At 71.5% G+C, this 19,730-nt stretch carries 16 protein-coding genes; 8 read left to right on the top strand and 8 right to left on the bottom strand.

The window, feature by feature from the left end; genetic code table 11:
• Positions 1–6: 6 nt before the first annotated feature.
• The 4 genes from AWQ71_RS27635 to AWQ71_RS27620 form a co-directional block, all read right to left on the bottom strand.
• Positions 7–807: a 2-keto-4-pentenoate hydratase gene (locus AWQ71_RS27635; protein ID WP_067138168.1), complete on the bottom strand. Its 801-nt coding sequence runs from the start codon at positions 805–807 to the stop codon at positions 7–9.
• 139 nt (positions 808–946) lie between these two features.
• Positions 947–2,017, bottom strand: coding sequence for a ferredoxin--NADP reductase (locus AWQ71_RS27630; RefSeq protein ID WP_067138167.1), 1,071 nt, complete (start codon positions 2,015–2,017; stop codon positions 947–949).
• Complete coding sequence (locus AWQ71_RS27625) at positions 2,014–3,693, bottom strand: FAD-binding protein (RefSeq protein WP_067138166.1); 1,680 nt, start codon at positions 3,691–3,693, stop codon at positions 2,014–2,016. Before AWQ71_RS27625 ends, AWQ71_RS27630 begins: the two co-directional genes overlap by 4 nt.
• Positions 3,690–4,559 carry an alpha/beta fold hydrolase gene (locus tag AWQ71_RS27620; RefSeq protein WP_067138165.1) on the bottom strand — a complete coding sequence of 290 codons (870 nt, stop codon included), beginning with the start codon at positions 4,557–4,559 and terminating at the stop codon, positions 3,690–3,692. The genes AWQ71_RS27625 and AWQ71_RS27620 overlap by 4 nt, the downstream gene beginning before the upstream one ends.
• Positions 4,560–4,797: 238 nt before the next feature.
• Between AWQ71_RS27620 and AWQ71_RS27615 the strand changes: the two genes are divergently transcribed.
• Positions 4,798–5,361: a flavin reductase family protein gene (locus AWQ71_RS27615; protein ID WP_067138164.1), complete on the top strand. Its 564-nt coding sequence runs from the start codon at positions 4,798–4,800 to the stop codon at positions 5,359–5,361.
• An 18-nt stretch (positions 5,362–5,379) separates the two neighbouring features.
• Here the strand turns inward: AWQ71_RS27615 and AWQ71_RS27610 are convergent, their stop codons facing one another.
• Positions 5,380–6,195 carry an IclR family transcriptional regulator gene (locus tag AWQ71_RS27610; RefSeq protein ID WP_245658502.1) on the bottom strand — a complete coding sequence of 272 codons (816 nt, stop codon included), beginning with the start codon at positions 6,193–6,195 and terminating at the stop codon, positions 5,380–5,382.
• Between the two features lie 203 nt (positions 6,196–6,398).
• On the opposite strand from AWQ71_RS27610, the gene AWQ71_RS27605 reads away from it, so the two are divergent.
• The 4 genes from AWQ71_RS27605 (at position 6,399) to AWQ71_RS27590 (ending at position 10,573) form a co-directional block, all read left to right on the top strand.
• A complete protein-coding gene (locus AWQ71_RS27605) occupies positions 6,399–6,995 on the top strand; it encodes a hypothetical protein (RefSeq protein ID WP_157570610.1) in 597 nt (198 codons plus the stop codon).
• A 99-nt stretch (positions 6,996–7,094) separates the two neighbouring features.
• Positions 7,095–8,705 carry a multicopper oxidase family protein gene (locus tag AWQ71_RS27600; protein ID WP_067138161.1) on the top strand — a complete coding sequence of 537 codons (1,611 nt, stop codon included), beginning with the start codon at positions 7,095–7,097 and terminating at the stop codon, positions 8,703–8,705.
• The gene (locus AWQ71_RS27595; protein ID WP_084259358.1) at positions 8,702–9,565 is read left to right on the top strand and encodes a F510_1955 family glycosylhydrolase; all 864 of its coding nucleotides are present in this window, start codon (positions 8,702–8,704) and stop codon (positions 9,563–9,565) included. Before AWQ71_RS27600 ends, AWQ71_RS27595 begins: the two co-directional genes overlap by 4 nt.
• A gap of 219 nt (positions 9,566–9,784) precedes the next feature.
• Positions 9,785–10,573, top strand: a complete 789-nt coding sequence (locus AWQ71_RS27590) for a hypothetical protein (protein ID WP_067138160.1) — start codon at positions 9,785–9,787, stop codon at positions 10,571–10,573.
• A gap of 193 nt (positions 10,574–10,766) precedes the next feature.
• On the opposite strand, the gene AWQ71_RS27585 is transcribed toward AWQ71_RS27590, so the two are convergent.
• The 3 genes from AWQ71_RS27585 to AWQ71_RS27575 all read right to left on the bottom strand — a co-directional run bounded on the left by AWQ71_RS27585 (position 10,767) and on the right by AWQ71_RS27575 (position 15,634).
• Positions 10,767–12,923, bottom strand: a complete 2,157-nt coding sequence (locus tag AWQ71_RS27585; RefSeq protein WP_067138159.1) for a M4 family metallopeptidase — start codon at positions 12,921–12,923, stop codon at positions 10,767–10,769.
• 461 nt (positions 12,924–13,384) lie between these two features.
• On the bottom strand, positions 13,385–14,818 hold the full coding sequence (locus AWQ71_RS27580; protein WP_157570609.1) for a sensor histidine kinase: 1,434 nt from the start codon (positions 14,816–14,818) through the stop codon (positions 13,385–13,387).
• 147 nt (positions 14,819–14,965) lie between these two features.
• Complete coding sequence (locus AWQ71_RS27575) at positions 14,966–15,634, bottom strand: carbonic anhydrase (protein WP_067138157.1); 669 nt, start codon at positions 15,632–15,634, stop codon at positions 14,966–14,968.
• A 129-nt stretch (positions 15,635–15,763) separates the two neighbouring features.
• Here AWQ71_RS27575 and AWQ71_RS27570 point away from each other — a divergent pair, with 129 nt between their 5' ends.
• From AWQ71_RS27570 to ctaD, 3 genes are all read left to right on the top strand, one after another.
• Positions 15,764–17,092 (top strand): glycosyltransferase, encoded by a 1,329-nt coding sequence (locus tag AWQ71_RS27570; protein ID WP_218001986.1) that lies wholly within the window; start codon positions 15,764–15,766, stop codon positions 17,090–17,092.
• A gap of 8 nt (positions 17,093–17,100) precedes the next feature.
• Positions 17,101–17,964 (top strand): DMT family transporter, encoded by an 864-nt coding sequence (locus tag AWQ71_RS27565; RefSeq protein ID WP_084259357.1) that lies wholly within the window; start codon positions 17,101–17,103, stop codon positions 17,962–17,964.
• Positions 17,965–18,045: 81 nt separating this feature from the next.
• Positions 18,046–19,725, top strand: a complete 1,680-nt coding sequence (gene ctaD, locus AWQ71_RS27560; protein ID WP_067138155.1) for an aa3-type cytochrome oxidase subunit I — start codon at positions 18,046–18,048, stop codon at positions 19,723–19,725.
• Positions 19,726–19,730: the final 5 nt, after the last annotated feature.

The raw sequence follows: 19,730 nt of genomic DNA, 5'->3' as shown, positions 1-19,730 counted from the left end.
TCACCCTCATTCGAATCGAGCGGTCACGGAGCCGAGGCCGGCGAACTCGGCGCGGAAGGTGTCGCCGGGGCGGGCGTCCACGGCGCGCGTGCAGGATCCGGGGAGGATCACGTGCCCGGCTTCGAGCTTCACTCCGAAGGAGGCCACCTTCCTGGCCAGCCACGCCACCGCGGTGGTCGGGTTTCCCAGGACCGCGTTCGTGTTGCCGCGCGCGATCTCGGTCCCGGCCGGGGAGCCGTCCATCGCGTACAGCACGGCCTCGATGCCGGACGGGGCCAGGTCCTTGGGGCTGACCCGGGCCGCGCCGAGGAGCACGCCCGCCGAGGACGCGTTGTCGGCGATGGTGTCGGCGAGGCCGATCTTCCAGTCGGCGATCCGGCTGTCGATGAGCTCGATGCTCGCCGCGATGTACTCGGTGGCGGCGAGCACGTCCTCCTCGGTGCATCCTTCGCCGGGCAGGCCGGCGCCGAGCACGTAGCCGATCTCGACCTCGATCCGCGGGTAGCAGTACGCGGCGGCCTGGATGGGCGCGTCCTCCGACAACACCATCGTGTCGAGCAGGTGCCCGTAGTCGGGCTCGTCGACGCCCATCATGCGCTGCATGACCAGGGAGGACAGCCCCACCTTGTGCCCGTACACGCGGGCCCCATCGGCGAGGCGCCTGCGGATGTTGACGAGCTGGATCTCGTACGCGTCGACGACGTCGATGCCCGGGAACGACTCGGTGAGCGGGGCGATCGGTCTCCGGTCCCGCTCAGCGGCCCACAGTCGCTCGGCCGCGGCCACGCGTTGTGCCGCCTCCAGCATCCGCTTCCTCCTGGATCGTCGGGGATCGTCGGGCCGGGCCCGTCCGGGCGGGCTCCTGTGGTCAAAGGTTCCAGTCGTGGTTCGCCGGTCGCGCCGCCTCTCCCGCTGAGTGGGAGTCGCGCGGCGCGCGGCCGGGAGGTCACGCGTCGAAGGTGACCCGGAGCCGCTCGCTGACCGGGATCGCCTGGCAGGCCAGGATCAGGCCGTCGGCGAGGTCCTGCCGGTCGAGGACCGTGTTGTGCTCCAGCGTGACCTCGCCCTCCAGGAGGACGCAGGCGCACGCGCTGCACGAGCCCTCGCGGCAGGAGAAGGGCGCGTCCAGGCCGGCGTCGAGCAGCACGTCGAGCAGCTTGTTCCCCCTGGGCCAGGTGACGGTGCGCGTCTCTCCGTCGAGCTCGACCTCGACCTCGCTGACCGGGCCCTCGTCGTCGATGACGACGCCGGGGTCGGCGAACGGGTCCCCGGCGAGCGAGGTGAAACGCTCCACGTGCACCCGGCGCTCCGGCACGCCGAGCCGGGCCAGCACCGCGACGGCGAGGTCCATGAACGCCTCGGGACCGCAGACGAACGCCTGCCGATCGGTGTACGGCCGGGCCAGCGCGGCGATCCCGGGGGCCGTCGGGAGGCCCTGCACGGACTCCAGCCAGTGGACGACGGTGAGCCGGTCGCCGTACTCGGCGCAAAGCGTGATCAGCTCGTCCCGGAAGATCACCGAGTGCTCGTCCCGGTTGGCGTAGATCAGGGTGACCGCGCCGGTCCCGCCGTACAGGCAGGACTTGAGGATCGACATGACCGGCGTGACGCCGCTGCCTCCCGCGAAGAGGAGGAAGTCCTGGTCGAGCGAGTCGGGGGTGAACGTGCCCGACGGCCGCAGCACGTCGAGCGTGTCGCCCTCGGCGACGTTGTCGCAGATCCAGTTCGACGCGTAGCCGTCCCGGACCCGCTTGACGGTCACCTTGAGCTTCTCGCCGCGCACCGGGGAGCTGCACAGGGAGTAGCAGCGCGCGACAGCGCCCTCCCCCGTGCCCTCCCCCGTGCCCTCCCCCGTGCTCTCCCCATCGGCCGGCACCCGGACGGTGAGGAACTGGCCGGGGCGGTAGGCGAACCGGCCCCTGCCGTCCTCGTCGGGTTCGAGCACGAGCGAGTGCGCGTCGGCGGTCTCCCGGATGACCTCGACGACACGCACCCGCAGGGGGCCCGGCTGGGTCATGCGCGGGCCCCGGTGACTCCGGCGGCGTGCCGGGCGGCGATGTAGCCGAAGACGATGGACGGGCCGATGGTCGCGCCGGGCCCGGCGTACTCGTTGCCCATCACCGACGCCGACGTGTTGCCGGTGGCGTACAGGCCGTCGATCACCGTGCCGTCCTCGCGCAGCACCCGGCTGTGCTCGTCGCAGACGAGGCCGCCCTTCGTGCCGAGGTCGCCGGCCTCGACACGGAACGCGTAGAACGGCGCCCGGTCGATCACGTCGATGTTCGGGTTCTTGAGGGTGGGGTCGCCGTAGTAGCGGTCGTACGCGCTGTCGCCACGGCCGAAGTCCGCGTCCTCACCGCTCCTGGCGAAGCCGTTGAAGCGCTCGACGGTCTCGGACAGGGCGCCCGGCGGGACGCCGATCTTCCCGGCCAGCTCCTCGAGCGTGTCGGCGTGGAACGCGATGCCCGCGTCGTAGAACCCCTTCGGGATCGGCACGCCGGGCAGGATCTGCGCGAAGGGATAGCGGGCGCGCGCCTTGGCGTCCATCACGAACCACACCGGGACGTGGCCGCCCGCGAGCTGGTCGTGGACGAAGTTCACGTACGGCGACGACTCGTTGGTGAACCGCTTCCCCTCCGACGACACGATGATCGACGGCGGGATGCAGCGTTCGGAGACGAGGGGGATCGTCGCCCCGGCCGGGTGCCGTACGGCGGGCATCCACCAGGCGTCGTCCATGAGGTCGAGGGCGGCGCCGAGCCGCTCGCCGGCCAGGATGCCGTCGCCGGTGTTCTCCCGCGCGCCCATGCTGTGATCGTCGCGGCCGCCCTCCGGCAGGTACTTGGCGCGCAGCTCGGGGTTGTGCTCGAACCCGCCGGTGGCCAGCAGCACGCCCTTCCTGCCGCGCAGCCGCACGGTGCGGGCGCCGCCGCTCGCGTCCCGGCGTTCGGCGATGATCCCGGTGACCGCGCCGCGCTCGTCGACGACCAGCTCGGTCATGGCGGTGCGCAGCCACAGCGGGACGCCGGCGTCCTTGAGCGCCATCCGCAGCCGGGCGACGAGCGCGCGCCCGCCGGTCGCCATGTGGCGGCGGCGGACCATGTTGGAGGACACCCGCCAGGCGGCCACGACCGAGGCCCACCGTCCGCGCCAGCTGCGCTTGACCATGGCCAGGTCGTGGTAGTCCTTGCTGGTGATCCAGAGGCCGAGCGGGCCCTTCATGCTGTTGGGCCGCTGGTACTTCTCGTCGTCGCCGAGCTCGCGGGTGTCGAACGGCTTCGGCTCGACCGAGCGGCCGAGCGGGCGGCCGCCCTCCAGCTCGGGGTGGTAGTCGGCGTACCCCTTCGTCCAGAAGAAGCGCATCCACCTGCTCCGGCCGAGCAGCTTCATCGCCGCCGGGCCGTGGTCCACGTACGCGTCGAGCCGCGCGGCGGGCACCCGGCCCGCGGTGAGCAGATCGAGGTAGCGCCGGATCGACTCGCGGCTGTCGGCGTGGCCCTTCGCCCGCAGGGTCGGGTTGTTGGGGATCCAGACGCCGCCGCCGGAGATGCCGGTGCTGCCGCCGAACATCCGGCCCTTCTCGACGACCAGGACGGAAAGCCCGCACTCGACCGCGGTCAGCGCGGCCGTCATGCCGCCGCCGCCGCTGCCGACGACGATCAGGTCGTACTCGTCGTCCCACTCCGCGCTCATGCGTTGTCCTTGCGGGTGAGGAAGGCGAGCACGGCGCTCTCCCAGGCGGCCTTCTGCTCGATCATGACCCAGTGCCCGCAGTTGGGGAAGATGTGCACTTCGACGTCGGGGATGGTGCGCATCGGCACGATCGACATGTCCACCGGGCTGACCCGGTCGTCACGGCCCCAGGTGATCAGCGTCCTGGCCTTGAGCTTGTGCAGCATCGCCCAGTACGGCGGGGCGCCGGAAGCCGCGGCGGCGGCCTGGGTCGCGGCGAACGCGGCCCTGCCGTACATGCGGCGGGCGGCGGCGAGCGTGCCGGGGTCGGTGGCCTGGGTCCACCGCTCCTCGATCAGCTCCTCGGTGACCAGGGACGGGTCGTACACCATGGAGTGCAGCCACTGGACGAGCCGCTCGCGGGTGGGCTCCTCGGTGAACTCCATCAGCAGTTTGATGCCCTCGCCCGGACCGGGACTGTAGAGGTTCCGGCCGATGCCGCCGATCGTGACGAGGCGGCGGACGCGGTCGGGGTGGGCGATCGCGACCTGGGTGCCGACGATGCCGCCCATCGAGTTGCCGATCACGTCGACCTGGTGGAGGCCGAGGCCGTCGAGGAAGCGGATCACCGCCGCGTTCGCCGCGAGCATCGGGTGCTCGTCGGCCGGGTCGCTCACGCCGAAGCCGGGGAACTCCAGGACCAGGCAGCGGAAGTGCTCGGCGAAGACGGCGAGGTTGCCGCGGTAGTTGCGCCAGCCGGTGACCCCGGGGCCGGAGCCGTGCAGGAGCAGCAGCGGCGGGCCGTCGCCGGCCTCGTGATATCGCAGGACTCCCTTGTCCGTCGCGAGCTCACGCATCGTCGACTCGTAGGTCAGTTCCGTGGTCATCGTCCGCTCCGGTCATAGGAATGTCAGCTTGCTGGGACGGTAAGCCAGCGGTCGTTTCCCACGCGCGGGCCGATCCCGATGAGCGAGACCGGGGCGGTCCGTACGGCGCGCCTCCGCGGGGTGTTCGGCGGCCGGACCGGCCTTCCACTGATTGAGACGGACTTCTGCCCGGGGGGTACCGCGTCTTACGTTCGTTTCCAGAGCCATCACAATGGCCTTGACCGAATGAGGGGAAGCCATGACGACCGAGCCGCTCTCGACCGAGCCCGCCGATGTCGCTCCGCCCACGCCGCTGGAGCTGCGCCGCGCGATGGGAGCGTTCGCCAGCGGTGTCACCGTGGTGACCGGGATCGACGAGGGCGAGCCGGTGGGCTTCGCCTGCCAGGCGTTCTCCTCGGTGTCGTTGGAGCCGCCGCTCGTGCTGTTCTGCGCCGACCACAACGGCCGCGCGTGGCCCCGGATCCGCAAGTCCGGGCGGTTCTGCGTCAACGTCCTGGGCGAGGACCAGGTCGACGTCTGCCGCCGGTTCGGTTCGAGCAAGGGCCAGAAGTTCGAGGACCTGGACTGGGACCTCTCGCGGTGGGGCTCGCCGGCGCTGCGCGACGTGCTCCTCCGCGTGCACGCCGAGGTCGAGGACGTGCATGTGGCCGGGGACCACGACGTGGTGATCGGCCGGGTGCTCCAGGTGGAGACGATCGCCGAGCAGCGTCCGATGATCTTTTTCAAGGGCCGGTTCGGCATCGACGAGGACGAGCCGCAGATCGCGCCGAACGTGTGGGGCTGGGGCGACCACTGGGGGTAGGCCCCCGCGCGGGGGCGGTCAGAGCCAGTCGCCGTTCTGGCCGGTCTCCATGAGCCGGTTCATGGTCTCGGACGACCAGGTCTGGTCCGGCACGGCCACCATGAGGCGGGCCCGGCGCGGGGCCGTGAGGTCGGGGAAGAGGGCCAGCGACGCCTGCCGCGCGGCGTCGATCACCAGCGGCGCGACCTTCTCCAGCGGCGTGCGGGGCTCGCCGACGAGGGAGATGCTGGCGACGGGGCCCTCGTAGCCGCGGATCGCCGCGGCGACGCAGGCGATGGTCGGGAAGCACTCCCCCCGTTCGAAGGCCAGCCCGTGCCGCTGCCGGATCCGGTGCAGTTCCTGGTGCAGGATGCTCATCTCGCCGATGGTCCGGTTGGTCATCCGGCTGATGGAGCCGCTGATCCGCGCCTCGACCTGCTCGGGTTCCAGCCAGGCGAGGATCGCCTTGCCCAGCGCGGTGCAGTGGGCGGGGGCGTGGCCGCCCACGCGGGACGGGACCGAGGTGGCGAACCGGCCGCCGACCTTGTCGAGGTAGAACACCTGGGCGCCGTCGAGCACCGCGAGATGGACGACCATGCCGGTCCTGATCTGCAGCTCGTGCAGCAGCGGCGCGGCCGCCTCGCGGATCTCCCCGTGGCTGCCGTCCCGGCCGCCGAGGCCGAGCGCCCGCTGCCCGAGGCGGTAGCCGAACGTGGTGTGCTCCAGCCAGTTCAGCCGGACGAGCTGGTCGAGGATGCGGTGCGCGGTGGAGCGCGGGAGGTGGGTGCAGCGCGCCACGTCCTCCAGGGTGAGCCGGGTCGAGCGGCCGGCGAAGGCGTCCATGATCAGAGTCATCCGCTCGACCATGGACGGGGGGAGCTCCCGGCGCGCCGATGCCGCGGCCTGTGCTGAAGGACTGGGAGCGGTCATGGAGTCCTCCTGGCCAAAACTGAAATGAATTCTTGTTACCGCGAATGTAGCAACGGGAAGCGCCTCGGGGAAGAGCGATCGCACCCGCCGGATACGGGGGTGGGGTGTGCCGCCGGTAGTGTGAGCCCGTGCGCACTCGGCGGGGGACCACCAGGAGCGCGGTCGCGGCGGTGCTGCCCAAGCTGGTTCTGCTCGCGTCCGTGCTGCTCGGCGTCGGCCTGAGCCAGGCCACCGCGCACCTGTGCGGGATGCCCATGGCGGACTCGCCCCTGTCGCACGACCCCATGCACGGCCCCATGCACGGCCCCATGCACGGCCCCATGCACGGCCCCATGCACGGCCCCATGCACGACATGGTCGCGGCGCCCGCCGAACGGCACGCGCCGCACGGCCCGATGGCGGCGCCCCCGATCGCGTCGGCCCACCAGGTGGCGGCCACGGTGACAGCCACGGTGACAGCCACGATGGCGGAGGCGCGCATCGGAGCGGTGCACCAGGTGGCGGCCTCCCAGACGGAGGGGGCCGGCGAGGCCTCCCCCTTCGTGCTGTGCCTGACCGCGGTTGCCGCCGTGTTGGCCGCGGCGGCGCTGAGCCTGGTTTTCCGGTGCCGTTCCTCCGGCGGCGTCACCGGCGGGAGCGAGCGGCCCTCCCGGCTGCCCGCCGTCCGCGGGTCGCCGCCGTCCTTCGCTCTCTCACTGCGGCGCGTCACGGTCCTGCGCGTATAGAGGCTTCCGGGCCGGGCGGAGGTCGGCGGCCCGAAAGCCGCCGCCCGCCCGGTTCCTCCTGGTCCTCTTCCCATCAGTGAACCGTGAGCGGAATTTCCCATGCCTTCGATCGATCGACGGCTCTTCCTGCGCGCCGGCCTGGCCGGCGCCGGTGGAGCCCTACTCACCGCGTGCTCCCGCGTCAGCGAGAGCACCCCCTTCGTCCGGCCGACCGGCGCCGAGGTACGCGCCGCCGAGGCCGCCCGCGGTCCCGGCCAGGTGCGCGAGTTCCAGCTGATCGCCCAGGAGGGGCAGGCCGACCTGGGCGGCCCCGCCGTACGCACCTGGATGTACGGCGACCGCCTCCCCGGAGAGCCGATCCGGGTCAGGGCCGGCGAGGTGGTCCGGGCTCGCCTGACCAACCGGCTGCCCCAGGAGACCACCGTCCACTGGCACGGCCTCGCCCTGCGCAACGACGCCGATGGCGTGCCGGGCGTCACGCAGCCGCCCGTACCCGCCGGAGGCGAGCTGGTCTACGAGTTCACCGCCGCCCATCCGGGCACGTACTGGTTCCACCCGCACCACGGGCCGCAGCTCGACCGGGGGCTCTACGCGCCGCTGATCGTGGAGGATCCGGACGAGCCGCTCGGCTACGACGAGGAGTGGGTCGTCGTCCTGGACGACTGGCTGGACGGCGTCAGCGGCACCCCCGACGAGGTGCTCGCGGAGCTCACCTCCATGGCGAACATGGACGCGAACATGGACCACGACATGCCGGGGATGGACCACGGCGCGACCGCCCCGGACGGTGATCAGGGCGGCGGGCACGGCGGCCACGGCGACATGGCCATGCCCACCCCGTCGCCCTCGGCCTCGTCGAAGTGGCCGCACATGATGATGAACGCGGAGAGCGACCTCCTCGGCGGCGACGCCGGGGACGTCTACTACCCGCACTTCCTGGTCAACGGCAGGGTCGCCACCGCGCCGGAGACCCGGACCGCCCGCCCGGGCTCCCGGCTGCGGATCCGGCTGATCAACGCGGGCGGCGACACCGCGTTCCGGGTCGCGCTCGGCGGCCACGCCATGACGGTGACGCACACCGACGGTTACCCGGTCGTCCCCGTCGAGACCGACGCCCTGCTGATCGGCATGGGCGAGCGGTACGACGTGCTCGTCACCCTCAAGGACGGCGTGTTCCCCCTGGTCGCGCTGGCGGAGGGCAAGCGCGCCGTCGCCCGCGCGCTGGTGCGCACCTCGGCGGGCGCCCGCGCGCCGGAGCCCGACGTCCGGCCCAGCGAGCTGGACGGCCGGCTCGTCTCCTACGACGCGCTCGTGCCGGCGGACGCCGTACGACTGCCCGGGAAGACGCCGGACCGCACGATCACGCTGGCGCTCACCGGCAGCATGGCGAAGTACGACTGGGCGATCAACGGCAGGAGGTACGACCCGAAGGTCATCGAACCGGTCCGGTCGGGCGAGCGGGTGCGGCTGTCCTTCGTGAACCGGAGCCTGATGTGGCACCCGATGCACCTGCACGGCCACACCTTCGCCCTCGGGGCGAGCGGCGTGCGCAAGGACACCGCGATCGTGCTGCCCGGCGCGACCGTGCACGCCGACTTCGACGCCGACAATCCGGGCATCTGGATGATCCACTGCCACAACGTGTACCACGCCGAGGCCGGGATGATGAGCCTGCTCGGCTACCGGGCCGGGAAGGGGGAGCCGAAGTGATCAAGAAGTTCGGCCTGGCGGCCGGGGCGCTGCTGCTCGCGGCGGGGCTGGCCGGATGCGGCACCGGCGGGACGGCGGAGCGGGACGCGCCTCCCGCCGCCGCGGACGCGGATCCGGGCGTCGGGCACGTTCACGGGCTCGGTGTCGATCCGGCCACCGGCAAGGTGTACGTCGCGGGGCACTTCGGCCTGTTCACCGTCGAGGCGGGGAAGCTGGTCCGGGTGGGCGACCGGGACGCCGACCACATGGGCTTCACCGTCGCCGGCCCCGGCACCTTCTACGCCAGCGGCCACCCGTCCGCCCAGGACATCGCGGCCGGGCAGGCTCCGCACCTGGGGCTGATCCGCTCGGCGGACGCCGGGGCGACGTGGGAGCAGGTGGCGCTCGCCGGGAAGGCGGACTTCCACGCGCTCCAGGTCGCCGGCACGAGGGTGTACGGCTACGACTCGCAGACCGGGCAGGTGTGGCGCGGCGAGGGTGGGTCCCTCACCCCGGGGGCCAGGCTCGACCTGCTCGACCTGGCCGCCGGAGCCGGCAAGCCGGAGACCGTCTACGCCACGACCCCCGACGGCGTCAAGGTCAGCGCGGACGGGGGCCGCGCCTTCCGCCTGCTCAAGGGCGCTCCCCTGCTGTCCTTCCTGGACGTGACCGACGGAGGCGGCCTGCTCGGCGTGGCTCCCGACGGGCGGGTGCAGGTCTCCGCCGACGGCGCCGCGTGGACGCCGCGCGGCCGGCTGCCCATGCAGGCCGTGGCCTTCACCGCCGTCTCCGCCGAACGCCTGCTCGCCGCCTCCATGGACGGCAGCGTGTACGAGTCCACCGACGGCGGCGGCACCTTCACCACCATCCACCGGCCGTAACCGCCGGGCAGCCGGGGGCGCGGTTCCGGTCAACGGGACCGCGCCCCCGCGAACCCCGGCCGTCTCGCCTTTGCCTCGACGAACCCGCCGTACTCGCCTGAGGTGACCGTCATACGTGCGGAATGGTCGGACCGCCGGGAGATCCACGAGGTCGTGCTCCGCTACTGCCGGATACTGGAGATCACCTGAATAATTCCTGGCATGTCTGAACGTGGTGTAATGCGTACCCTCCTGGCGGGATGCCTGGCCGTGACGGCGCTCTCCGGATGCGCGGCGATGCGGGACGCGCTGGCGGACCCTTCCGTGATCGATCCCAACCGGCCCTTCCGGGGGTCTCCCTCTGAGAGCTACGCCGACGGAGCCGACGGCATCGCGATCCCCGCGGCCGCCCAGGTCGGGAAATATCCGGCCGCGGACGTCGAGGCCGCGTACCAGACGAGCAAGCGGATGCTCGTGGCCGCCCACCTCGACCGGCAGACGCTGCTCGGCGGCGCGCCGGAGGCGTTCACCGCGCTGCTCGACCGGGAGCAGCGCAAGCACTTCCTGAAATACCTGGACAGCAAGGACCAGGACAAGAACACCCGTAGCTGGGTGACGAGCTTCGCGCCGGGCTCGGTGGACCTGGTCGGCGATGTGATCAAGGTGAAGGCCGCGATGTCCGCCGAGAAGGGCAAGGACGATCAGGGCAGGCCGGAGCTGTGGGTGAACTACACGTTCCGGGCGGTCTATCCGGTACGCCCGAAGGGAGTGCCCGGCCCGGTGCTCCGGGTGATGGCCTTCGTCAAGGCCCGACACGAGTACTGGCGGGACAAGCCGGACGGACCGCTGCGGCGCTGGAACGGCCCCAGCGTCGACATGTGGTCGGCTTGGACGGAGTGTGACTCCCCCGACGGGTTCCTGCGCCCGGACTACGAGGGCATGCCGAACGTCGTGGCCACGTCGGACGCGTACGACGACAACGCGCCGGCGATGAAGAAGGGCGAGTGCGAGGCGGTCGGGGAGGTCTGAGCCGGCAGGCCGCCGCGGCGGGTCAGGCGGCGACGGGCGCGGGGACGAGCGAGCGCGCGGCCAGCAGCACCGTGCCGACGCAGGCGAGCTGGAGGAGCGGCGCGAAGAGGGAAGGCGCCCCCGGACAGCGGGGCGGGCCCCGGCATGAGCGCTGTGCCGGGGCCCGCTGGAGGGGTCTACTCCAGAGAGGGGGTTACGGGTTGTCGTAGCCCAGGGTGTAGGAGCCGCTGCCGCTGTAGGAGTAGACGCGGTAGCGGTAGGTGCCCGCGGTGCCGTTGTAGGTGATGGACTCGTTCGAGCTGGCCGAGAGGCTGCTGGCCACGGTCGTCCAGCCCAGGATGCCCTGCTTCTGCAGGTAGAGGTCGAAGTCGGTGCCGCTGGGCCCGGCCAGGCAGGCTGTGTGCGTTCCGGACGTGGTGACCTGGAAGCCGGACGTGCCCGGCTGGTAGGCGCTGGCGCCGGAGGTGAGCGTGCCGGTGGCGGTGTGCTGCTTGCCGCCGCACGGACCGGTGCCGCCGGTCACGTTCAGGGTGAAGGTCGCGGTGTGCGTCGCCGTGCCGGTGCCGGTCACCGTGATCGGGTAGGCGTTGGAGGCGGTGGTCGTCAACGTCGTGAGGGTCAGGGTCGAGGAGCCGCCCGAGGTCACCGACGACGGGTTGAAGGAGGCGGTCACGCCGGCCGGCAGGCCGCTCGCGGTGAGCGCGACGCTCTGCGCGCTTCCGGACGTGGTCTGCGTGGCGACGGTGGTGGTCGTCTGCTGGCCGGCCGTGACGGTCGCCGAGGCCGGGTTGAGCGACACGGAGAAGTCGTTCCCGCTGGTGTTGCAGCTGGGCTCAGTCGAGTCGGCCGGCACGCTCACCGCGTTCCACGCCGCCTTGGTGGCGTTGTACTCGGTGCAGGATCCGGGGAAGAGCTCGATCGCGGCCGCCAGGGACGCCTTACGCGCCAGCGTGTGCGTCCAGGTGGAGGTCTTGCGGTTCAGCGTGCCCATGAAGATCTTGCCGGCCTTCTGGATGCCGACGCCGGTGACGGTGGAGCTGTTGCAGGTCGGGCTGGCCGGGTTGCCGTTGGTCGGGTTCGAGCCCTCGGCCAACAGGTAGAACCAGTGGTTCTGGATGGCGGCGGCGGAGTGGACCTCCATGGGGGGCACGGAGGAGGAGTAGCAGTCGGGGTCGCCGGAGATGAGGGACGGCTTGTACATGTACCTGATCGGGCCGCTGCCGACGAGGTTGACCTGCTCACCCACGGCGTAGTCCGGGGTGTGGGTGCCCCCGTGCTCGGCGGCGTAGTGCTCGGTCAGGGTACCGAAGATGTCGCCGGTGGACTCGTTGAGGCCACCCTTCTCGTTGCTGCCGGTCGAGCCGCCCGGGGTGTTCTGGAAGACCGAGTGGCCGTACTCGTGGGCCACGACGTCGATCGAGGTGGCCTGGCGCTTGTTGTCCTGCGAGTGACCGAAGTTGGTGTAGCTGCCGTTCCAGTACGCGTTGACGTCGCTGAGACCGACCCGGGCGGGGAAGCCGCCGCCGGTGCCGTCCATGCCGTTGCGCGACAGCCAGTCGCGCAGCATGTCCCACTCCTGGCCGGCCGCGAAGAGCGTGTCGACGCAGGCGGTCTCCAGGTCGGTGCCGGAGCCGTTACCCCAGGAGTCGGTGCTCTTGGTGTAGGTCGTGCCGTTCTGGCCACCGCAGCGGATGCCGGTCCGGGTGGGGTCGGCCATGGAGTAGCCCGCCGTGGTACCGATGGTGACCGGGTTGCCGTTGTAGTAGCTGTTGCCCGTGCCGTCCATGACCTCGTCGGACTTCTCCACGACATCGCCGGTCAGCGCGTCGACGAAGACATGCATCTTGCTCTCGCGGCCGTTGTTCGTCCCTTCCGCGACGACCTCGTACGCCAACCGGCCGGTGTCCTCGGCCATCACGGTCAGGCGGGGGGTCGAGGTGCCGGTGGCGTCGGTCACCTGCGCGCGGGCGACCTCGGCCGCCTTCTCGGCGGAGATCTTCGGTGTGGTGCCGACGTCCAGCGCCTTCTCCTGGGCGACGGACGTGCTCAGCACGCCGCCCTTGGCGTCGGTGACGACGACGAAGTCGCCCCCGTACACCGGCAGGCCGCTGTAGGTGCGGGTGTAGGAGACGTAGTTGAGGTCGCCCTGCCCGACGACCTTCTCGCGGTGGAAGGCGTCCTTGGCGGAGGACCGCAGGGCGGCCGGCTTGGCGTCGACCATGCGGTCGGCGCCGCGGGCGGCCTGCGCCGGATCTGCGGCGGGGCTCGCGCCCGCCGCGCTGGTTGGGGACAGTCCGACGAGGACGCCCGCGGCCGTGGTGATGAGCGCTAACGCAGCAGTGCGTTTCACACGACGCTCCTTCTGAGTCGTGACGCGTTTGGGGGGTGCATCACCTGGGGGTGAACAGAACGAGCGAAGTCTGACTCTAATCTGACAAACATGTCAATATACGGGAAAAAATTGTCGATTTTACGGACGAAGCCCCCTCGAACCGAAGGGTTTTCGGTCGAGGCCGGCCATGCCGGTGAGCGGCGCGAACCCGCCGGAGATCCGATTGAGGGAAACAACCCCACGTTTTATGCGCTTTGCCGCCATTGACAGGCGAGTCGGTAGAAAGTTCACTTTGGGGCGATCGTCCACGTCGCCTGTTCAAATTGATCATTCGCGGCTGCTCGCGAAGAGGGGGCGGTGCCATCGGCAAAGCCGATATTCACGCGCTCGGCATCACCGGAACGTACGCGGACGTCCCGGCGTCGCACCGCGCGGCTACGCGCTTCGGACTCGCGCGGACGGAGCCCGTCTCACCCGGCTCAGCGCGGAGGGCACCCGCCGCCCCGGTCGGCGGAGCGCTCCGCGGGTTCGCGGCCGCCGTGCTCGTCTCCGGCGAGCGCGGGTTCCGGCTGAGAGACGCGGCGCGGGAGGCGCAGCACGAACCGGGCGCCGCGCGGGCTGTCCTCGATGGTGAGGGTGCCGCCGTGGTTCTCGGCGATCTGCCGCGCGATGGGCAGGCCGAGTCCGGTGCCGCCCGGATCCTTCCGCCGGGAGGCGTCCAGGCGGACGAACCGCTGGAAGACGGCGTCCCGCTGCTCGGGCGGGACCCCCTCGCCGTCGTCGCGCACCTCCAGCACCGCCGTGCCCGGCTCCGCGCGGGCCGTGACGGTGATCGCGGTGTCGGCGTGGCGTTCGGCGTTGTCCAGGAGGTTGGTCAGGAGCCGGCCCAGGCCGATCCGGTCCCCGCTCACCATCACCTGGGGGGCGAGGTCGCGGACCACCCGGACCCGGCGCGGCCGGTGGTCCAGCTCGGACGCCACGAGCGTCGTGAGGTCCACGGGCTCGTGCCGTCCGCCCACCCCCGCGTCCAGGCGGGAGATCTGGAGCAGGTCGGTGACCAGCTCCTGGAGGCGCTCCACGCTGTCCAGGAGCGCGGCGGCCGTCTTGGGCCAGTCGGTCTCCTCCGGGCACATGAGCGCGTCCTCGATCCGTACGCGCATGGCGGTGAGCGGGCTGCGCAGGTCATGTGAGGCGTCGGAGGCGAACCTGAGCTGCTGCTCGACGGCCGCCTGGGCCCGGTCCAGGGTCCGGTTGGCGATCCGGGTGAGGTCTTCCAGCTCGTCCTGGTACTTCGGGAGCGGGACGCGATGCCCGAGATCGGTGGCGGTGATCTGGTCGAGCTTGGCGCCGATGGCCTGGACGGGTTCGAGGGTCTTGCCCACCGTTCGGTACGTGCCGAGTGCGGTGACCGCGACGACCAGGGCCGAGCCGCCGACCAGCAGGGCGAGCAGCAGCGGGTTGCCGAACCACGGAGGCGACGGGGCCGCGGCGTACAGCCGCCAGGTCCCGTCGGCGAGGTGGACCGGGACGTCGATGACGATCCGGCACTGGCCCGGGAAGTCGGGCAGGTCACACAGTTCCTTGACCCGGTACGTCGTCGAGTCGGAGCCGAAGTTCGCCATCGGCGGCTTGCCCGCCATGTCACCGGAGGAGGCCGCCAGGCGCTTGTCGGGGTCGAAGAGCTGGGCCGCCCTGCCCGGTCCGTCGGGAAGGGCGGTCAGGGGGCCCTGGATCACCATCTGCTCGATGACCCTCATGGCCCAGACGACCAGGGAGGCCTTCTGGTACTCCAGGTCTCGCCCGCGCGCGGACAGCAGGGTGAGCACCGTGCCGATGGCGCAGATCGCCGCCATGACGGCGCTCGCCGCCACGGTCAGGCGGGTCCTGATGGAGCATCGACGCCATGCGGTCACGCTGATCACCCCTCGCTTGGCAGGCGTGCCCCTTAGGACAACTCCTTGCCGCACAACGGGAGATTCACCACCAGTGCCTCGCAAACGTCAGGAAGCGTATAGAAAACCCACACTCCGCCATAAAGGTCGCGACGGACCGGCGCCCGGTCAGGCGGGACGGGCCGGCTCCTCCTCGACGCCGGGCGTGCGGACGGGGACGCCGAGACCGTGGTCGGCGACGAGCCGCGCGGTGCCCTCGGCCAGCCGGTACGACAGGCCGACCACGGCCACCCGGCCCGCCGCGAGGCTGTCGGCGAGCACGCGGGAGCGGTCGACCAGGAGGTCCACGGTGTTGCGGATGTGCTCGTCCACGATCTCGTCGGGGCGGGTGAGCCCGGCGGCGCGGGCGGCGAGCACGCTCGGGGTCACCCGCTCGACGACGTCGCGTACGTAGCCGGTGGGGGCGAGTCCTTCCTCAAGCGCGGCGCAGGTGGCCGCGACCGCGCCGCACGAGTCGTGGCCGAGGACGACGACCAGCGGGCAGCCCAGCACGCTCACGCCGTACTCGATACTGCCGAGCACCTCGGGCCCCATGACATGCCCCGCCGTACGGACGACGAACAGGTCTCCGAGTCCGCGGTCGAAGATGATCTCGGCCGCCAGGCGGGAGTCGGAGCAGCCGAAGAGCACGGCGAACGGGCTCTGAAGTGGAGCGATCTCGGCGCGGCGGACGGCGTCCTGGTTCGGGTGCTGCGTGCGCCCCGTGATGAACCGTTCGTTGCCGGCCAGCAGCATCGCGAAGGCGTCGCCGGGGGTCAGTGCCCGAATTTCTGTCATGTCCGCAGATTACGACCAGGAGCCAGGTACGTCCCCGCCGGGCCACCCGTGACCATTTCCTGACCACATCATGAGACGCTACCCCCCGCGGTGGGCGGGCACATGAGGTGCGGTCTGGCGGGTAGATGTGTGGAGTTGCCCGGGCAGCCGACCGGCGTCGTCTCCGGGCGGCGCGCCGCCCGCCGTCTCGCGCCGCCCGCCGTCTCGCGCCGCGAGGCGTGCCGGGCCCGCGGCTCCGGCGAGGTGAACATGCGCGTCCTACGGCTGTGCTCCGTCTTCGAGCCGCCGGCCTCGGCCCTGGCCGCCGAGTCGGCGGCGGCCTTCGACCCGATCGGCGGGATGCAGAACCACACCGGGCACCTCAGCCGCGCGCTGGACGCCCTCGGGATCGCGCAGACCGTCATCACCAGCCGGCCGCCGACCGCCCCGGCCGTCGCGCCGCTCGGACGGCACGGCCGGGTGATCCGGCTCGGCCTCCCGATCGGCGTCTTCCGCCAGTGCTACAGCCTGTACGCGTGGTGGCGGCTGCCCGGCCTCGCGCCCGGCGCCGACGTGATCCACGCCCACCTCGGGGAGGACCTCGCCATCGTGCCGCTCGCGCTGCGGGCCGCCCGGCTGAGCGGAGCGCCGATCGTGCTGACCGTCCACTGCAGCCTGCGCCACACCCTCCGGGTGACCGGCCCGCGCTCGCTCCTCCTGAAGACCCTGGGCGGCGCGCTGGAGGGGTACGGCGTGGACCGGGCGGCCGCGGTCATCGCGCTGACGGACCGGCTCCGGCGCGAGCTGGCGCACCCGGACGTCCACGTCATCCCGTCCGGGGTCGGCGGTGAGTTCCGGGCCGACCCGGCCGATCTCGGCCCCGGCCTGCCCGCCGGACTGCCCCGGCCGCGCATCGCGTACGTGGGACGGCTGCACCCGCAGAAGGGCGTCGACACCTTGCTGCGCGGCTTCGCGCTGTTCTCCGCCGCCGCGCCCGGGCACCTGGTTCTGGTGGGCGACGGGCCGGAGCGGGCGCGGCTGCGCCGCCTGGCCGCGCGGCTCGGCGTCGAGCGGCGGACCCTCTTCCTCGGGTTCCTCCCGCACGAGCGGATCCCGGCCGTGCTCCGGGACGTGGACGTCCTGGTGCTCCCGTCCCGCTACGAGGAGCTGGGCTCGGTACTGGTCGAGGCGATGTACTCCGGGGTGCCGGTCGTGGCGAGCGCGACGGGAGGCGTCCCCGAGCTCGTCCGGCACCGGGAGAGCGGCCTGCTCGTCCCGCCGGGCTCGCCGTACGCGATCGCCGGGGCGCTGCGCGAGCTGACGGCGCACCCGGCGCTCGCGGCGGCGCTCGCCTCCCGGGCCCGGCGTCAGGCCGCGGAGCTGACCTGGGACACGCTCGTCCACCGCGTGGTGGACGTCTACCGTTCCGTGCTCACCCGTCAACAACGGGGCCGGGCCCACCCGGCTCACGCGACATGATCCTCACGGTGCTGCTCGGTCTCATGGCGGCGGCCCTCATCGGGGTGGGGTTCATGGCCCAGCAGCACGCCGCGTACACCGAGCCGCTCGCCGAGATCCTCCACGTCCGTCTGCTGCTGCACCTCATGCGCAAGCCCCTGTGGCGCTTCGGCATCGGCGCCATGGTGGGAGGGCAGATCCTCGGGGCGCTGGCGCTGCGGCGGGCCGGCGTGGCCCAGATCGAACCGCTGCTCGCGACCAACCTCATCTTCGCGCTCGCGGTCTCCGCCCTGGTCTATCAGGAGCGCCTCGGACGCGGGGAGTGGCTGGGGGCGGTGCTGGTCAGCGGCGGGGTGGCGGTCTTCCTCGCGTCCGCGCAACCCCGAGGCGGCAGGGTGCCGCACCCCACCTCGCTGACCTGGATCGCGGTGCTGGCCGTGCTGGTGGTGACGGCCGGGCTGGTCGTGGTCGCGCTGCGCAGCGGACTCAAGACGCGGGCGATGCTGCTGGCCGCCGCCGCGGGCGTGCTGTACGGGCTCCAGGACGCCCTGACCCGGGGCTCCCTGCTCACCCTTCAGCACGGAGTGCACGCGCTGGTCACCGCCTGGCCGCCGTACGCGCTCCCCCTGGTGGCGGTGCTCGGCATCCTGCTGAACCAGAGCGCGTTCGACGCCGCGCCGCTGCGGATCTCGCTGCCCGCCACCACCGCGGCCGAGCCGATCACCGGCATCGTGCTGGGCGTCGCGATCTTCAAGGAGCAGCTGCGGGTCGACGTCTACGCGCTGGCGGGGACGGTCGCCGGCCTGGTCGCGCTCGTCGTGGGGATCGTCATCCTCGGCCGGTCGCCGTTCCTGGTCAAGAGCGATGCCGGGCGGCAGGACGAGGACGGCTGATGTCCGTGAGACGGGGGCAGGACGACCGGCGCAGGGGTACATGACGCCTGGAAAGGCTCCTCTCGGGGGACAGGAGATGTCATGACCACACGCGCGACCCGCCCACCGCCCGCGGCATCGACGCGGCTGGGCACCCGCGTCGTCTCCTGGCTCACCACAACGGACCACAAGGTGATCGGCAACCTCTACTTCGTCACGTCGTTCGCGTTCTTCCTCGTCGCCGGGCTCATGGCCATGATCATGCGGGCGGAACTGGCCATGCCGGGGCTGCAGTTCGTGAACAACCAGGTCTACAACGAGCTGTTCACCATCCACGGCACGGTCATGCTGCTGCTGTTCGCCACGCCGCTGTTCGCGGGCTTCGCCAACGCGGTCATGCCGCTCCAGATCGGCGCCCACGACGTGGCGTTCCCCCGCCTCAACGCGATCAGCTACTGGCTCTTCCTCTTCGGCGGGCTCATCGTGCTGGCCGGCTTCGGAACCGCCCAGGGCGCCGCCGCGTACGGCTGGACCGGATACGCCCCGCTGTCCCTCGCGCAGTTCAGCCCGTCCACCGGCGCCGACCTGTGGATCATGGGCCTGGCGCTGTCCGGGCTGGGCACGATCCTCGGATCGGTCAACTTCGTCACCACGATCATCGGGCTGCGCGCGCCCGGCATGACCCTGTTCCGGATGCCGATCTTCACGTGGAACGTCCTGCTCACCTCGCTCATGGTGCTCCTGGCGTTCCCGGTGCTCGCGGCGGCCCTCCTCGTGCTGGAGATCGATCGCAAGACGGGCAGCCACGTCTTCCGTCCGGACTCGGGCGGGCCGATCCTGTGGCAGCACCTGTTCTGGTTCTTCGGCCATCCCGAGGTGTATGTGATCGCGCTGCCGTTCTTCGGGATCGTCACCGAGGTCATCCCGGTGTTCAGCCGCAAGCCGCTCTTCGGCTACGTCGGCATGATCGGCGCGACGATCTCGATCATGGGTCTGTCCATGACCGTGTGGGCCCACCACATGTTCGCCACCGGCCAGGTGCTGCTGCCGTTCTTCTCGCTGATGAGCTTCCTGATCGCGATCCCGACCGGCATCAAGTTCTTCAACTGGACCGGCACGATGTGGCGCGGCCACCTGACCTTCGAGACCCCCATGCTGTTCTCGGTCGGCTTCCTGGCGACCTTCCTCCTGGGCGGCCTGACCGGCGTCATCCTCGCCTCCCCGCCGCTTGACTTCCACGTCACCGACACCTACTTCGTGGTCGCCCACTTCCACTACACGGTCTTCGGGACCGTGGTCTTCGCGATGTTCGCCGGCTTCTACTTCTGGTGGCCCAAGATCACTGGCAAGATGCTCGACGAGCGCCTCGGGAAGATCCACTTCTGGACGCTGTTCGTCGGCTTCCACATGACGTTCCTCGTCCAGCACTGGCTCGGCGTGATCGGCTTCCCCCGCCGCTACGCCGACTACTCCCCCGTCGACGGCTTCACCTTCCTGAACAGCGTCTCCAGCGCGGGCGCCTTCCTCCTCGGCATGTCGACGCTGCCGTTCCTCTACAACGTCTGGCGGACGTCCCGGCACGGCAGGCGGGTGGAGGTGGACGACCCGTGGGGATTCGGCAACAGCCTGGAGTGGGCCACGTCGTGCCCGCCGCCACGGCACAACTTCGTCTCCCTCCCGCTCATCAGGTCCGAGCGTCCCGCCTTCGACCTGCGCTATCCGCGCGTCCCCGGCACCGAGTACCTCAACGGCAAGCGGGACGCCATCGACCCGGGACGCTGAGCGGC

Origin of the sequence: Microtetraspora malaysiensis, assembly GCF_001528665.1 — a bacterium.
Lineage (GTDB): Bacteria > Actinomycetota > Actinomycetes > Streptosporangiales > Streptosporangiaceae > Microtetraspora_A > Microtetraspora_A malaysiensis.
Note: the sequence above shows the minus strand (reverse complement) of the source record. Positions and strands in the feature narration are given on the sequence as shown.

What these genes read in the sequence shown, in the direction of transcription:
- AWQ71_RS27610 (WP_245658502.1), bottom strand. Translation starts at nt 6,195, where the DNA reads ATGACTCTGATCATGGACGCCTTCGCCGGCCGCTCGACCCGGCTCACC.
- AWQ71_RS27590 (WP_067138160.1), top strand. Translation starts at nt 9,785, where the DNA reads ATGCGTACCCTCCTGGCGGGATGCCTGGCCGTGACGGCGCTCTCCGGA.
- AWQ71_RS27600 (WP_067138161.1), top strand. Translation starts at nt 7,095, where the DNA reads ATGCCTTCGATCGATCGACGGCTCTTCCTGCGCGCCGGCCTGGCCGGC.
- AWQ71_RS27620 (WP_067138165.1), bottom strand. Translation starts at nt 4,559, where the DNA reads ATGACCACGGAACTGACCTACGAGTCGACGATGCGTGAGCTCGCGACG.
- AWQ71_RS27575 (WP_067138157.1), bottom strand. Translation starts at nt 15,634, where the DNA reads ATGACAGAAATTCGGGCACTGACCCCCGGCGACGCCTTCGCGATGCTG.
- AWQ71_RS27635 (WP_067138168.1), bottom strand. Translation starts at nt 807, where the DNA reads ATGCTGGAGGCGGCACAACGCGTGGCCGCGGCCGAGCGACTGTGGGCC.
- AWQ71_RS27615 (WP_067138164.1), top strand. Translation starts at nt 4,798, where the DNA reads ATGACGACCGAGCCGCTCTCGACCGAGCCCGCCGATGTCGCTCCGCCC.
- ctaD (WP_067138155.1), top strand. Translation starts at nt 18,046, where the DNA reads ATGACCACACGCGCGACCCGCCCACCGCCCGCGGCATCGACGCGGCTG.
- AWQ71_RS27630 (WP_067138167.1), bottom strand. Translation starts at nt 2,017, where the DNA reads ATGACCCAGCCGGGCCCCCTGCGGGTGCGTGTCGTCGAGGTCATCCGG.
- AWQ71_RS27625 (WP_067138166.1), bottom strand. Translation starts at nt 3,693, where the DNA reads ATGAGCGCGGAGTGGGACGACGAGTACGACCTGATCGTCGTCGGCAGC.